This window comes from Plantactinospora sp. KLBMP9567 (genome assembly GCF_033446045.1).
Lineage (GTDB): Bacteria > Actinomycetota > Actinomycetes > Mycobacteriales > Micromonosporaceae > Plantactinospora.
In genome coordinates, this window is record NZ_JAWQRR010000052.1 from 121,334 (window position 1) to 135,429 (window position 14,096).

Annotated in this window: 14 protein-coding genes and 2 pseudogenes; 9 read left to right on the forward strand and 7 right to left on the reverse strand. The window is 69.5% G+C overall.

Annotated elements, in window-relative coordinates:
* Nucleotides 1-19: 19 nt before the first annotated feature.
* From R6Y94_RS38640 to kdpF, 4 genes are read right to left on the reverse strand one after another with little or no spacing between them, the layout of a single operon-like run.
* Complete coding sequence (locus R6Y94_RS38640) at nt 20-901, reverse strand: potassium-transporting ATPase subunit C (protein WP_318401687.1); 882 nt, start codon at nt 899-901, stop codon at nt 20-22.
* Nucleotides 901-3,093 (reverse strand): potassium-transporting ATPase subunit KdpB, encoded by a 2,193-nt coding sequence (gene kdpB / locus R6Y94_RS38645; RefSeq protein WP_318401689.1) that lies wholly within the window; start codon nt 3,091-3,093, stop codon nt 901-903. The genes R6Y94_RS38640 and kdpB overlap by 1 nt, the downstream gene beginning before the upstream one ends.
* 20 nt (nt 3,094-3,113) lie before the next feature.
* Nucleotides 3,114-4,769 carry a potassium-transporting ATPase subunit KdpA gene (gene kdpA, locus R6Y94_RS38650; RefSeq protein ID WP_318401691.1) on the reverse strand — a complete coding sequence of 552 codons (1,656 nt, stop codon included), beginning with the start codon at nt 4,767-4,769 and terminating at the stop codon, nt 3,114-3,116.
* Nucleotides 4,769-4,858: a K(+)-transporting ATPase subunit F gene (gene kdpF / locus R6Y94_RS38655; RefSeq protein ID WP_318401692.1), complete on the reverse strand. Its 90-nt coding sequence runs from the start codon at nt 4,856-4,858 to the stop codon at nt 4,769-4,771. Before kdpF ends, kdpA begins: the two co-directional genes overlap by 1 nt.
* A gap of 380 nt (nt 4,859-5,238) precedes the next feature.
* Between kdpF and R6Y94_RS38660 the strand changes: the two are divergent.
* The 4 genes and pseudogenes from R6Y94_RS38660 to R6Y94_RS38675 all read left to right on the forward strand — a co-directional run.
* Nucleotides 5,239-5,415: pseudogene (locus R6Y94_RS38660) on the forward strand (TetR family transcriptional regulator); the annotation flags it as partial.
* A 42-nt stretch (nt 5,416-5,457) separates the two neighbouring features.
* Complete coding sequence (locus R6Y94_RS38665) at nt 5,458-5,931, forward strand: hypothetical protein (protein ID WP_412102979.1); 474 nt, start codon at nt 5,458-5,460, stop codon at nt 5,929-5,931.
* Between the two features lie 91 nt (nt 5,932-6,022).
* The gene (locus R6Y94_RS38670) at nt 6,023-6,937 is read left to right on the forward strand and encodes an ABC transporter ATP-binding protein (RefSeq protein ID WP_318401694.1); all 915 of its coding nucleotides are present in this window, start codon (nt 6,023-6,025) and stop codon (nt 6,935-6,937) included.
* On the forward strand, nt 6,937-8,595 hold the full coding sequence (locus tag R6Y94_RS38675; RefSeq protein ID WP_318401695.1) for an ABC transporter permease: 1,659 nt from the start codon (nt 6,937-6,939) through the stop codon (nt 8,593-8,595). The genes R6Y94_RS38670 and R6Y94_RS38675 overlap by 1 nt, the downstream gene beginning before the upstream one ends.
* A 324-nt stretch (nt 8,596-8,919) precedes the next feature.
* On the opposite strand, the gene R6Y94_RS38680 is transcribed toward R6Y94_RS38675, so the two are convergent.
* Together R6Y94_RS38680 and R6Y94_RS38685 are read right to left on the reverse strand one after the other, a co-directional pair.
* Nucleotides 8,920-9,708, reverse strand: coding sequence for an ABC transporter permease subunit (locus R6Y94_RS38680; protein ID WP_318401697.1), 789 nt, complete (start codon nt 9,706-9,708; stop codon nt 8,920-8,922).
* Nucleotides 9,701-10,351 carry an ABC transporter ATP-binding protein gene (locus R6Y94_RS38685; RefSeq protein ID WP_318401717.1) on the reverse strand — a complete coding sequence of 217 codons (651 nt, stop codon included), beginning with the start codon at nt 10,349-10,351 and terminating at the stop codon, nt 9,701-9,703. Before R6Y94_RS38685 ends, R6Y94_RS38680 begins: the two co-directional genes overlap by 8 nt.
* A gap of 196 nt (nt 10,352-10,547) precedes the next feature.
* Between R6Y94_RS38685 and R6Y94_RS38690 the strand changes: the two genes are divergently transcribed.
* From R6Y94_RS38690 to R6Y94_RS38700, 3 genes are all read left to right on the forward strand, one after another.
* Nucleotides 10,548-10,703 (forward strand): hypothetical protein, encoded by a 156-nt coding sequence (locus tag R6Y94_RS38690; protein ID WP_318401699.1) that lies wholly within the window; start codon nt 10,548-10,550, stop codon nt 10,701-10,703.
* A gap of 120 nt (nt 10,704-10,823) precedes the next feature.
* The gene (locus R6Y94_RS38695) at nt 10,824-12,188 is read left to right on the forward strand and encodes a TrkH family potassium uptake protein (RefSeq protein WP_318401700.1); all 1,365 of its coding nucleotides are present in this window, start codon (nt 10,824-10,826) and stop codon (nt 12,186-12,188) included.
* Nucleotides 12,181-12,855: a TrkA family potassium uptake protein gene (locus R6Y94_RS38700; RefSeq protein ID WP_318401702.1), complete on the forward strand. Its 675-nt coding sequence runs from the start codon at nt 12,181-12,183 to the stop codon at nt 12,853-12,855. The genes R6Y94_RS38695 and R6Y94_RS38700 overlap by 8 nt, the downstream gene beginning before the upstream one ends.
* 147 nt (nt 12,856-13,002) lie before the next feature.
* Here the strand turns inward: R6Y94_RS38700 and R6Y94_RS38705 are convergent, their stop codons facing one another.
* A complete protein-coding gene (locus tag R6Y94_RS38705) occupies nt 13,003-13,380 on the reverse strand; it encodes a hypothetical protein (protein ID WP_318401704.1) in 378 nt (125 codons plus the stop codon).
* Between the two features lie 3 nt (nt 13,381-13,383).
* On the opposite strand from R6Y94_RS38705, the gene R6Y94_RS38710 reads away from it, so the two are divergent.
* Nucleotides 13,384-13,659 (forward strand): hypothetical protein, encoded by a 276-nt coding sequence (locus R6Y94_RS38710; protein WP_318401705.1) that lies wholly within the window; start codon nt 13,384-13,386, stop codon nt 13,657-13,659.
* A gap of 17 nt (nt 13,660-13,676) precedes the next feature.
* A pseudogene (locus R6Y94_RS38715) lies at nt 13,677-14,096 on the forward strand (hypothetical protein); the annotation flags it as partial.

A 14,096-nucleotide genomic window follows, 5' to 3' on the forward strand; every position in this document is an offset into this window, starting at 1 on the left:
CCCGGCCCAGGGCAGGTGGTCAAGGGGCGGGGAACTCCCGGTCGAGCGCCAGGTTGAGGTTCAGCACGTTCACCCCGGGTGAGCCCATGAAGCCGAGCGCCCGGCCGGTGGTGTGCTCGGCGACGAGGCGCCGGACCGCGGCCGGGTCCGCGCCGCGTTCGCGGGCTACCCGGGCGACCTGGATCCGCGCGTACGCCGGGGAAATGTGCGGGTCGAGCCCGCTCGCGCTGGCGGTGACGGCGTCAGCGGGTACCGCCGGGGCGGCTGGTGCGTCGCCCCGGATCGGGGTGACCAGACCGCCGTCGGCGATGTAGTCCACGCCGGGCCGGGCCAGCTCCACCGGCACGCCTTGGTAGGCGGCGAGGAACGGCGTGGCCGGCGCCACCTGGTTGACGCTGATCACCCGGACGACCGGGCCGGTCAGCCCGTCGCGGCGGAAAACGGCCAGCACCGCGCCGACCCCGTCCGGCGTGCAGTACGGGCGGCGCCCGTCGACGCCGTTGAGCTCCCCGACCGCCTTGCTGCGCTGGCAGACCTGGGTGAGCAGGCTGGGCGTCGACTCGGCCGGCTCGGTGGCATGGGTGTCGACGATGTCCTCCGGGCCGAGGTTGCTGGCGCTGGTGGCGGTGGGGTCATAGCCGTCCCCGGCGGCTGAGGGTCGGGACTGGAAGTAGCGTGGTACGGGGTTGCCGTCAGCGTCGGTGAAGGACTGGCCGAGCAGCGTACTGCCGACGGTCTGCCCGCCTGAGGTGACGAGCGACCCGTCCGCCTTGTCAGCGAGGCCGGGAATCCGGCCGACCGCGACCAGTGCGAGGGGGTAGGCCAGCCCGAGCAGGGCGGTGAAGACGAGCAGCGCGCGCAGGGCGGCCAGGTGTTGAGCGAGCCAGGTGGGAAGGCGCATCACGAGATCCCCGGAGTGAGCTGGATGAGCAGGTCAATGAGTTTGATGCCGACGAATGGCACCAGGACGCCGCCGAGGCCGTAGACCAGCAGGTTACGGCTGAGCAGCGTCGACGCGGCGGCAGGCCGGTAGCGGACGCCGCGCAGGGCGAGCGGAATCAGCGCGATGATGATGATCGCGTTGAAGATGACCGCCGACAGGATCGCCGACTCTGGGCTGGACAGCCGCATGATGTTCAGCGTGTCGAGGCTGGGGTAGATGCCGGCGAACATGGCCGGGATGATCGCGAAGTACTTCGCGATGTCGTTCGAGATGCTGAACGTGGTGAGCGCGCCGCGGGTGATCAGCAACTGCTTGCCGATCTGGACGATCTCGATCAGCTTGGTCGGGTCGGAGTCGAGGTCGACCATGTTGCCGGCCTCCTTCGCGGCCGACGTGCCGGTGTTCATGGCGACCCCGACGTCGGCTTGGGCGAGCGCCGGTGCGTCGTTGGTGCCGTCGCCGGTCATCGCGACCAGCCGGCCGCCCTCCTGCTCCCGTCTGATGAGGGCGAGCTTGTCCTCCGGGGTGGCCTCGGCGAGGAAGTCGTCGACTCCGGCCTCGTCCGCGATCGCCTTCGCGGTACGCGGGTTGTCGCCGGTGATCATGACGGTTCGGATGCCCATCCGGCGCATCTCGTCGAAGCGTTCCCGCATCCCGGCCTTCACCACATCCTTGAGGTGGATCACGCCGAGCGCGCGGGCCGGCTGGCCGTCGAGGTGCTCGGCGACCACGAGGGGGGTGCCGCCTATGCCGCTGATCTCGTCGACGATCTGGCCGACCTGTTCGGTCGGGTGGCCGCCGTGCTCGCGTACCCACTTCATCACCGCGGCCGCCGCGCCCTTACGGATCCGCCGCGCCGGCCCGGCGCCCTCGGGGGTCAGATCGATGCCGCTCATCCGGGTCTGCGCGCTGAACGCCACGAACGTGGCGTGCGGGATCAGGCCCGGTTCGCGCTCGCGCAGCCCGAACTCGTTCTTGGCCAGCACCACGACCGACCGACCCTCCGGGGTCTCATCGGCGAGGCTGGACAGCTGCGCGGCGTCGGCGACGGCAGCGGGGTCCACGCCCTCGACCGGCACGAACTCGGCGGCCTGCCGGTTGCCCAGCGTGATGGTGCCGGTCTTGTCCAACAGCAGGGTGTTGACGTCACCGGCCGCCTCGACGGCCCGGCCGCTCATCGCGAGCACGTTGCGCTGCACGAGGCGGTCCATGCCGGCGATCCCGATCGCGGAGAGCAGCGCTCCGATGGTGGTCGGGATCAGGCAGACCAGCAGGGACACCAGCACGATTCCGCTTACGCCGGCGTCGGTGATCGCTTGCGTGTCGGGGGCGGCGCCCTGGAAGTTCTTGGAAAAGATGGCCAAGGGCTGGAGGGTGACCACGGCCAGCAGGAAGATGATCGTGAGTGCGGCGAGCAGGATGTTCAGCGCGATCTCGTTCGGCGTCTTCTGCCGGTTGGCGCCCTCGACCAAGCCGATCATCCGGTCGATGAAGCTCTCGCCGGGCTTCTGGGTGATCCGCACGACGATCCGGTCGGAGAGCACCTTCGTGCCGCCGGTGACCGCGCTGCGGTCGCCGCCGGACTCCCGGATGACCGGGGCGGACTCGCCGGTGATGGCGGATTCGTCGACGCTGGCGATGCCCTCGACCACGTCCCCGTCACCGGGGATGACCTGGCCGGCCTCCACCACCACGACATCGCCCTGCGTCAACTGGGTCGCCGGGACGTCCTGTATTTGGTAGGAGTCCGGGGCGGCGCCTGGCGTCCAGTCGACCAGGCGGGTGGCGACGGTGTCTGTCTTGGCCTTGCGCAAGGCGGCGGCCTGGGCCTTGCCGCGGCCCTCGGCGACGGCCTCGGCGAGGTTGGCGAAGAGCACCGTGAGCCAGAGCCAGACCATGATCGCGAGTGCGAACACCGAAGGGTCCGCGATGGCGAGGACGGTGGTGAATACCGCCCCGACCTCCACGATCAGCATGACCGGGTTGCGCCACAGGGTGCGCGGGTCGAGCTTGCGCAGGGCGTCGGGGAGGGATTTGATCAACTGCTTCGGGTCCAGCAGGCCGCCGCCGGCCCGGTTGCCCTGGGTGGCCGGCGTGCCGGCGGTCGCCGCGTCGGCGGTGCCGTGCGGTGCCGGCGAGGAGGTGGTCATGTCCTTCTCTCTCATGGGTGTCACAGCCCTTCAGCCAGAGGGCCGAGCGCGAGCGCGGGCAGGAACGTCAGCGCGACAAGGATCACCGTGACGCCGACGACCATCCCGACGAACAGCGGGCGGTGGGTCGGCAGAGTGCCCTCGGAGGCGGGTACCGGCTGCTGACGCGCGAGGGAGCCGGCCAGGGCGAGTACGAAGATGATCGGCAGGAACCGGCCGAGCAGCATGCACAGGCCCAGCGCGGTGTTCCACCACGGCGTACTCACCGCGAGGCCGGCGAACGCGGAGCCGTTGTTGTTGCTCGCCGAGGTGAACGCGTAGAGGACCTCGGACAGGCCGTGCGGGCCGACATTGAGCGCGGTGGCGTTGTTGCCGCTGGCGAACGCCGCCGCCACGCCGACCAGCACCAGGGCCGGGGTCACCAGGAAGTACAGCGACGCGAGCTTGATCTCCCGCGACCCGATCTTCTTGCCGACGTACTCGGGGGTGCGGCCGACCATCAGGCCGGCGACGAACACGGTGATGACGGCCAGGATCAGCAGGCCGTAGAGACCGGCGCCGACGCCACCGGGCGCCACCTCGCCGAGCATCATGTTGACCAGCAGCATTCCGCCGCCGAGCGCGGTGTACGAGTCGTGGAACGAGTCCACCGAGCCGGTGGAGGTCAGCGTGGTCGCCGATGCGAACATGGCTGAGTTCGACACGTCGAACCGGACTTCCTTGCCCTCCAGCGCCGCCCCGACCGCCTGCGGCACCGTGCCGTTTCCGGCCAGTTCGAACGCGTTGGTCACAGCGATGCTGGCGATCGCCAGGATCGCCATGACCGCGGCGATCGCGTAGCCCTGCCGGTTCTGGCCGACCATCCGGCCGAAGACCCGGGGCAGGGTGAACGGGATCACCAGGAGCAGAAAGATCTCCACCCAGTTGGTCCAGGCGGTGGGGTTCTCGAACGGGTGGGCGCTGTTGACGTTGTAGAAGCCACCGCCGTTGGTGCCGAGGTCCTTGATCGCCTCCTGGCTGGCCACCGGCCCGCCGGTGATGGTCTGGCCGCCGCCGGTCAGCGTGCTGACGTCGGTGCCGGCGGAGAGGTTCTGCACCGCACCGCCGATCATCAGCACGATGGCGCCGAGCACCGAGATCGGCAGGAGGACGCGCAACGTGATCCGGGTCAGGTCGACCCAGAAGTTGCCGAGGTCGCCGGTGCGGCGGCGGGCGAAGCCCCGGACCAGTGCGACGGCGACCGCGATGCCGACGGCGGCGGAGACGAAGTTCTGCACCGCCAGCCCGGCCATCTGCACCAGGTGGCCCATGGTCGACTCGCCCGAGTACCACTGCCAGTTCGTGTTGGTCACGAACGACACGGCGGTGTTCCACGCGCCGTGGCTGACCACTGGGTCGAAGCCGAGCGAGAGCCACAGGTGGTCCTGCAACCGCATGAACCCGTACAGGAACAGGATCGACACCGTGGAGAAGGCCAGCACACCACGGGCGTACACACCCCAGGACTGCCCAGCCGTCGGGTCCACCCCAACCAGGCGGTAGACGCCCCGCTCGACACGGGAATGCCGCGTACCGGACACCACCCGATACAGGTAGTCACCGAACGGCTTGTGGACGGCGACCAGCGCCACCCCAAGCGATGCGATGAACAACACACCGGCTGTCGTCACGGTCATCAGAAACGCTCCGGGAACAGCAGGGCGGCCACCAGGAATATGGCCAGGCCGATCGCCAGCACCAAGCCGACGGCGTTGACGACGGTCACAGCCTCTCCACGCCCCTCACCACCAGGACGAGCACTGCGAACAGCACCACCGTCAGCAGTACGAAAACGACGTCAGACACGTCTGACTCTCCCTAACCGGACTCGCTCGACGCGGCCGCCTCTCGGCCGCCGGGCAATGACAACGCCGTCGCAACTCAAGGACAGGGTTCGTGACGCGACCATGACGGCAAATGGCCAAATTTTCACGGTTTCTTCACACCAGGCGCTTGGCGTCACAGCGGCCACCGCGATCAGCAGGCCCCGGCCAGCCCTCTGCCCTCGCTGGGTAGACATCTCGGCCCGATATCGGTTCCAGATGCCCGGGCGGCCGTACCGCTTCCGCCGTTGCACCGGATTGAACGAGTGTTTAATGTGTGGGTATGGCATCGGCCGACGTGGCTTTCGGTGGGCGGGATGACGACCTCCTGACCACTGATCGGATCCGCGACGCTGCCATCGAGCGGTTCGGCCGGGACGGCTTCCGCGCGGGGCTGCGGTCGATCGCCGCCGATGCGGGGGTGACCGCCGGCCTGGTCGTTCACCACTTCGGTTCGAAGGACGGGCTGCGTCGCGTCTGCGACGAGTACGCCTTGGCGGTCATGCGCGAGCAGAAGACGAAGACGCTGACCGACGGCACGGCGGCGATGTTCATGGCGCAGTTGGCCGAGGTCGAGCGGTTCGCGCCGGTGGTGCGATATCTGCTGCGCAGCCTGCAGGCCGGCGGGGACCTGGCGGTGACGCTGATCGAGCAGATGATCGCCGACGCCGAGGAGTACCTGGCCGCGGGGGAGGCGGCCGGGGTGATCCTGCCCAGCCGCGACCGGGCTGCCCGTACGCGGTACCTGGCCTACCAGGCGGCGGGTGGCATGGTGTTGTGGTTCACCGTGCACGCGGCGACCGCGGAGCCTGAGTCGTTCCGTACGCTGTTCCGCCGGTACGTGGAGGAGATCACCCTGCCCGCCCTGGAGCTGTTCAGCCAGGGGTTGCTCGTCGACCGGTCGATGCTCGACGACTACCTGATGTATGTCCCGGATCCGCCGTCGGGTGGTGACGCGGCCACGGCCGCACGGTAATCACCACGCCCCCGCGCGGGGCTTCTCTCACCATCCGACGACACGTTGCCCAGAGACTGCTCTGGGCTGCCTTCGAACGGGACATACGACCATGACTGCTGCTATCGACATCCAACACCTCGACAAGTCCTTCGGCCGGGTGAAGGCGCTGAACGGTCTCGACCTGACGGTCGAGACCGGCCACGTGCACGGCTTCCTCGGCCCCAACGGCGCCGGCAAGTCCACTACTATCCGGATCCTGCTCGGACTGCTGCGGGCGGACGCCGGCCAGGTCCGCATGCTCGGCCGTGACCCGTGGACGGATGCGGTGCCGCTGCACCGCCGGCTCGCCTACGTACCCGGTGACGTGGAGCTGTGGCCCAATCTGACCGGCGGTGAGGCGATCGACCTGTTCGCCCGGCTCCGCGGCGGCACCGACCCGGCCCGGCGGGACGAGCTGTGTGAGCGGTTCGATCTGGACCCGAGTAAGAAGGGCCGGACCTACTCCAAGGGCAACCGGCAGAAGGTGGCCCTGATCGCGGCGCTGGCCAGCGACGTCGAGTTGCTCCTGCTCGACGAGCCCACCGCCGGGCTGGACCCGCTGATGGAAGCGGTGTTCCAGGACTGCATCCGCGAGGCCAAGGCCGCCGGCCGGACCGTCCTGCTGTCCAGCCACATCCTTGCCCAGGTCGAGGTCCTCGCCGACCAGATCTCGATCATCCGGCAGGGCCGGATCGTCGAGACCGGCTCGCTGGCCGAGCTGCGTCACCTGACCCGCACCTCGGTCGAGGCGATGGTCGATCGTCCCGCCGACGCGCTCGCCGGCCTGGCCGGCGTACACGACCTGCGGGCCGAGAACGGCCATGTCCGCTTCGAGGTCGAGGGCGACCACCTCGCCGCGGTGGTGCGGCAGTTGGCCGAACTCGGTGTGCACGGGTTGACCGCCCGCCCGCCGACCCTGGAGCAGTTGCTGCTGCGCCACTACGACGACCGGCTCGGTCACGACGCTGCCCGGGAGGTGGCGTGATGGCCACCATGACCGTCGACCGGCCGACGCGTTCGACCAGTTCCTCCGGGACGGTGCTCACCGGAACCGGCACGCTCCTGCGGCTCATGCTGCGGCGCGACCGGATCCGGTTCCCCGCGTGGACGCTCGGGCTGACGCTGATGATGACCTACTACTCGACCGCGATCGGAGGCGTCGTCCAGAGCCCGGAGGACCTCCAAGGCCTGAGCGCGTTCTCCGGCAGCCCGGCGGGTGCCGTGTTCGGCGGGCCCGGTTTCGGGTTCGACGAGTTGACCATCGAGCGGTTCCTCGCCGGCCAGTACGGGCTCTACATGTTCGTCGGCGCCGGACTGATGGGTTTGCTCACCGTCGTCCGGCACACCCGGGCGGAGGAGCGCAGCGGCCGGGCCGAACTGGTCCGCGCCAATGTCGTCGGCCGGCATGCCCAGCTCACCGCCGCGCTGACCCTCACCACCGCGATGGGCGTGCTGGTCGCGCTGCTGGTCGGCGTGCTGATGGCCGCCAGTGGCTACGGCGTGGGTGGGTCGCTGCTGTTCGGTGCCGCCATCGGCGCCGCGGCGTTGGCCTTCGCGGCGGTCGCGGCGGTCACCGCCCAGCTGTCGGAGTACCCTCGGGCTGCTGGCGGCATCGCCGGTGCCGTCCTCGGTGCCGCGTTTCTGCTGCGTGGCCTGGGGGACATGGCAGCGGTCCAGGGTAGTGGTCCCTCGTGGTTGTCCTGGCTGTCGCCGATCGGCTGGTCCCAGCAGACCGCGTCGTACGTCCACGACCGCTGGTGGCCACTGGTGGTCTCGTTGGCGTTCGCGGCGGCGACCGCCGCCGTGGGTTACACGCTGTCGGCGCGCCGCGATCTCGATGCCGGCCTGATCCCGCCGCGCCCGGGCTCTCCCCGCGCCGCCGGTTGGCTGGCCGGTCCGCTCGCGCTCGCCTTCCGGTTGCAACGGGCCAGCCTGATCGGCTGGAGCGCCGCTCTGCTCGTCAGCGGCCTCGCCTACGGATCGTTCACCCAGCCGATACTCGACGGCTTTGAGAACGCGCCCGAAGATCTCGTGGCGGTGATGGGAGGTTCGCAGGACATGCTTGCCGGCTTCCTCGGCCTGATGGGCCTGACCATGGCGTTCACCGTCGCGATCTTCGCCATACTCGCCGTGCATGCCCTACGCGGCGAGGAAACCGGCGGCCGTACCGAGCCCGTCCTCGCGACCGCCGTCAGCCGTTCCGCCTGGATCGGCAGCCACCTCGCCGTCGCCGCCGTCGGCGTGCCCTGGCTGCTTCTGATCGCGGGCGCCGGAATGGGGATCGGCGCGGCGGTGAGCACTGGTGACGCCGGACTGGTCGGCGACCTCATCATCGGTCATGTCGCCCACACCCCGGCGGTCTGGCTCGTCCTCACCGCCGCCGCCATCCTGTACGCTGCCGCGCCACGGCTGATGCCGGCGATCTGGGCAGTCCTCGGATACGCCCTGATCGTCGGCTTCTTCGCACCGATCCTCGACATCCCCGTCGGCGTCGTACGCCTGTCGCCGTTCGAACACATCGGGGAGTACCCGCTCGACGAGGTCAGCATCGCCGCCGTACTCATCCTGAGCGTGTTCGCCGCCGCGGTCGCCCAGGCGGCCGTGGCCGCGTTCCGCCGACGCGACCTGACCAGCACCGCCTGACCACCTGATACCGGAGCCAGCGGAAGGTCGAGCCGTTCGGTTTCGACGGGCAGCGGAGGGGGACTTTCGCGACGGCAACCTCGATCCCACAGGCGGGAAACCAGGACACTTGCGCGGGCTGCTGTACGAGCACGTCATATGCGACTGGCAGTCGCAACCGCCCGTGAATGGCCCGTACGCAGGGCGGACATGCCTGTGCAGAGCCGCGGGGAACCGGACCACCTCGGCCAGCCGGTCGAAGATCCGGCTGAGCCGGGCGACCCGGTGCTGGGCGGCGCCCGTCCCGCCGACGGATCGGTCGTCGGCGGGGCGGGACGGCGGTGGTCAGCTGGTCAGGTCGCGGCGGTTGAAGACGGCGGTGGCGATGAGGGCGAGTACGGCGATGGCTGCGGCGAGGATGCCGAGGTCGGCCCATTGGAAGCCGTTACGCAGGGGTTCGTTGCCGATGTAGTAGTGGAACGGGGAGGCGTAGCGGAGGTCGTCGGCGCCGATTTGGGTGGCGAAGGTGTTCGCGGCGTAGGCGAGGACGCCGACGGCGGCGCTGCCGGCGAGTGCGGCGGCGCGGCGGCCGGTGGCGGCGCCGATGGTGATGGCGATGCTGCCGAAGACGGTAGCGAGCAGTGCCAGTGCCGCACACTGCGCGGCGAACTGGCCGACGGTGACGGTGTCGAGTTGGGCACCGGGACGGACGGCGAGCATGGCGAGCAGGACGAGGCCGGCGAGGATGAAGGCGCCGATGGCCAGCGCGGCGCAGCGATGCAACAGGAGCCGTGTCCGGCTGATCGGGTGGGCGAGGAGGAGATCGAGATAGCCGGCCTCCTCGTCACCGGCGATGGCCCGAGTGCCGGTGGCGATGCCGTAGATGACGGCGATCAGCGGCACGATGATGCCGAAGACGCTGGAACCCAGGTAGCCGGCGGCGCTGCCGATGTCTTCCATGTTGAGGGCCTCACGCAGGGCAGGGGAGAAACCTTCGACCGCCTGCCCCATCGCCCCGCCGGCGACCTGCGGGTAGAAGCCGGCGTACATCGTGCCGACCAGGGCGGTGCCGACGGCGAAACCGGCGAGGCTGCGGCGGGAGTCCCAGAGGGTCTTCGTCAGGATGTTAGGCACGGCTGGGCTCCTTGGCCTCGCTGGGCTGGTAGTAGGCGAAGAAGAGTTCTTCGAGATCGGGTTCGCTTGCCCGCAGGCTGGCGACCCGGTGACGGGCGAGGACCTGGATCAACTCGTTCGGGTCGGTGGCCAGGGCGAACCGGGCGGTCGCGCCGTCGATGGTCAGGTCGGAGATGCCGGGGAGCGTGGCGAGGGCGGCCTGGTCGACCGGGCCGGTGAAGGTGATCTCGAACCGGTGTAGGGCGTGGTCGCGGAGCCGGGCGACGGTGTCGAGGGCGACGAGCCGGCCTTCCCGGATGATCCCGACCCGGTCGGCGACGGCTTCGACCTCGGTCATGATGTGTGAGGACATGAAGACGGTCTGTCCGGCGGCCTTGGCCTCGCGGACGAGGTCGAGGAAGGTCTGTTGGACGAGCGGGTCGAGTCCGGAGGTCGGTTCGTCGAGGATCAGAAGTTCTGGTTGGTGCATGAACGCCTGGACCAGGCCGACCTTCTGCCGGTTGCCCTTCGACAGGGCCTTGATCCGGGCGGTCAGGTCGAGATCGACGCGGGCGGCCAGTTCCTCGATCCGCGCCCGGGGTACGCCGCCGCGCAGGTCGGCCAGGAACGCCAGGCACTCGCCGTGGAAGGCCGAAAGGTCGATCCATTAGCCGTTACGGGAGCCAGATGCGATGCGACGCCGCAGAAGGAGACAGCGACAGGCTCCGGGCCGACCGCCCCGACTCAAGCGGGTGGAGACCCCCCGCCGCGCCTGGCAGAGCCTTCGGCCGCGACCCAGGTCCATCGGCTACTGGATGCGCCGGCCAGAACCGTCCCTCGCCACCGGATCGTTGTTCACGGTGGGATCCCTGCTGTATGCGGGACTCGGCGACGACGCGGCGGCGCTGATCCTGGCCTTCCTCATGGGCCCGTTGACCATCTTCGTATGGTACTCCCGGAACATCTGGCATCGCAACGCGGAGCGGTGGCGCCTGCGGCGTCCGGACGCCTTCTGACCAGCCGCCTTCGGGGGTGACGGCAGAATACGGTCAAGCTACTAAGGTCGTCGGACTACGGCCCGCGGACGAGAGCTTCCTGTGGGGCGTGATTGGCTTGGCAATGGGTGGGGGAACCGGGTGCGTGGGTGGCGTCGACGGCTACGGCTGGGTGTGCTGGCTCGCTTCCAACAGCCGGCGCAGGTGGTCGTGGGCGGGTTCGCCGCCGCGGTCGCGGTCGGCACCGGGTTGTTGTCGTTGCCGGCCGCTACCGAGTCGGGGCAGCGGGCCGCGGTGGTAGACGCGGTGTTCACCGCCACCTCGGCGGTGTGTGTGACCGGGTTGGTCACCGTGGACACCAGCGGGCACTGGTCCCGGTTCGGCGAGATTGTCATCCTGGCACTGATCCAGGCCGGCGGGTTGGGCATCATGACCCTCGCAACCTTGTTTACGGTGCTGCTCGCCGGGCGGCTCGGCCTACGGGGCAGGTTGCTGGCGCAGGTCGAGACGAAGACACTCGGGCTGGGGGACATCCGCCGCCTGGTGCGCAACATCGTGCTGTTCAGCCTGCTCAGCGAGGCCGTCGCAGCGGTAGTGCTGACCACCCGGTTCGCGATCGGCTACGACGAGCCGTTCGGGAGTGCCGTGTATGACGGGGTGTTCCACGCGGTGTCGGCGTTCAACAACGCCGGCTTCTCCCTCAACACCGACAGCATGGTCCGCTACGTCGCCGACCCCTGGGTGACGCTGACCGTGGCGGCCGCGATCATCATCGGCGGTCTCGGGTTCCCGGTGGTGTTCGAACTGGCCCGGAACTGGCGGCGGCCCGGGATGTGGTCGGTGATGACCCGCATCACCGTGTTCCTCACCGTGACGCTTCTAACGGCCGGCACGGCGGTGTTCACCCTGGCCGAGTACTCGAACCCGGCGACGCTCGGCCGGCTGGATGCTCCGGCCAAACTGCTTGCCGGCTTCTTCCACTCGGTCAACACGCGCACGGCCGGGTTCAACAGCATCGACGTGTCCGCGCTGCGCCCGGAAAGTCTGTTCACCACCGATGTGCTGATGTTCATCGGCGGAGGCAGCGCCGGCACCGCCGGCGGCATCAAGGTGACCACCTTCGGGCTGCTCGCGTTCGTCATCTGGTCGGAGATGCGCGGCGAGCCCAAGGTCAACGTCGGGCGTCGTCGGGTTCCGGAGAGCAACCAACGCCAGGCGCTCACCATCGCGCTGCTGGGTATCGGCGCGGTGACGGTCTCCACGTTCATCCTGCTGGCCCTGACCGCCCACAGTTTCGACCGGGTGCTGTTCGAGGCGGTCTCCGCCTTCGGTACCGTGGGCCTGTCCACCGGCCTCACCGCCGACCTGCCGCCGGCCGCGGCGCTGCTCCTGGTCGGGCTGATGTTCCTGGGGCGGACCGGGCCGCTGACCCTCGCCTCCGCGCTCGCGCTGCGGGAGCGCACCCGCCGGTTCGAACTTCCCGAGGAGAGGACGATCGTTGGCTGACGGCACGGAAGAGATGGTGGTGGTAGCGGGCCTCGGTCGCTTCGGCGGCGCGCTCGCCGTGGAACTGCACCGGCAGGGCACCGAGGTACTCGCCGTCGACCATCGTCCGAAGGTGGTACAGAGCTTCGCGGGGCAGCTGCCGCACGTGGCGACCGCCGACACCACCGACATCGAGGCGCTGCGGCAACTCGGCGTACCGGAGTTTCCCCGCGTGGTCGTGGCGATCGGCACCGACGTCGAGGCCAGCATCATGACTACCTCGCTGCTGGTGGACCTGGAGATCCCGGATATCTGGGCCAAGGCGATCAGCCGCCAGCACGGCAAGATCCTGCAACGGGTCGGCGCCCACCATGTGGTGCTGCCCGAACATGACATGGGAGAGCGCGTCGCGCACCTGCTCACCGGCCGCATCCTCGACTACATCCAGGTCGACGAGGACTACGCCATGGTCAAGACCAAGCCTCCCCGGGATGTCGTCAGCGTGCCGCTGCGCGAGTCTCGACTCCGCAGCCGCTACGGCGTGACCGTTGTGTCGGTCAAGCGGCAGGCCGACGGACGGGGCTCCGCGTTCACCTACGCCACGCCGGACACCGTGCTGATGTATGGCGACATCGTCCTCGTCGTGGGCAGGATCAGCGACGTCGAACGGTTCGCCAACGCCCACTGACCCGCCCCGAGCAGGATCGCGACCGCCTGGTCCTTCCTCTTCTATCTTTCGGCGGGGACGCGTCATCAGCTTGTACCGGACCGCGGACGAAGGAATCGGCCTCCTCGGGTGGGCAGTCGCACCGACCGGAGCCGTGCGAGTCGTCTTCTACGCGAGGTAGTTGTGGCTCGACCGAGGTGATCTGTCCAGTCGGCTCCGGGCCGTCTGCGCCGCGTAGCCGATGACGACCGCCGCGACGCCGACGAACGCCACCGTCATCAGCGCGAACACGGCCCGGCCGAGGTGGCCGAACCAGGTCAACCCGGCGACCCCGACGATCAACAGCAGCGCCACGGGAATCCGGTGCGGCGCCAGGCCGGGTACGTACGCGATCAGCGCGGCCGCCCCGGCCGATGCGCTGACCGCGATTGTCAGGACGAAGTCCACGATCAGCGCACCGATCGGAGTGAACGCCCACGCCTCACCGAACGCCTCACCGGCAGCCGCCCCAGCGCCGCCGGCCGCACGGTATTCCTCACCACGCACGACATGGCCACCGCCGACGAGCTGTGTGACCGGGTCGCGTTCATCCACCACGGTCGGCTGGCCGCGATCGACACACCCCGCGCGCTGCGGATGGCTCATGGCGCGGTCACCGTCGCGGTCGAATACGTCACCGACGGTACTCTGCACGGTCGGGAGTATGCCGGCACCGCCGACCCGGCACTACGCCAGATTCTGGCCACCGGCACCGTACGGACCATCCACACCCGGGAAGCGTCCCTCGCGGACGTCTTCGTCGCCGTCACCGGCGGCACGCTGTGACCGTCAGCGGTGTGCTCATGCGCACCGGGTGGCTGGTGCAGGCACGGCACCACGTTCCCGCCCTCGTGGCCGGCCTCGTCGTGCCGTGGACCGTCCTGGCTGCCGTGCTGCCGGCCACCGTGCCGTACCTGCTGTTCATCGAGGTCGCCACCGTCGGCACGTTCGTCGCCGGCGCCCTCACCGTCGCCGACCGGGCCACCGGGATCACTGCTGCCCTTGCTGTCAGCCCCGTTCGACCAGCCAGTCTCGTCGCGGCCCGGATCGTGCCACTGTGGATGCTGACGGTGCTGGCGGCCGTGCCGGTTCTGCTGGCCGCCCGCGTAGCGGGCATCCTGGTGTCGCTCGTCGTGATCGCGTTGACCGCCCTGCTGTTGCTCGCCGCTGGCGTGGGAATGGCCGCGCGCCGCCGTACCGTCATGGGTTTCCTGACCGTCGCG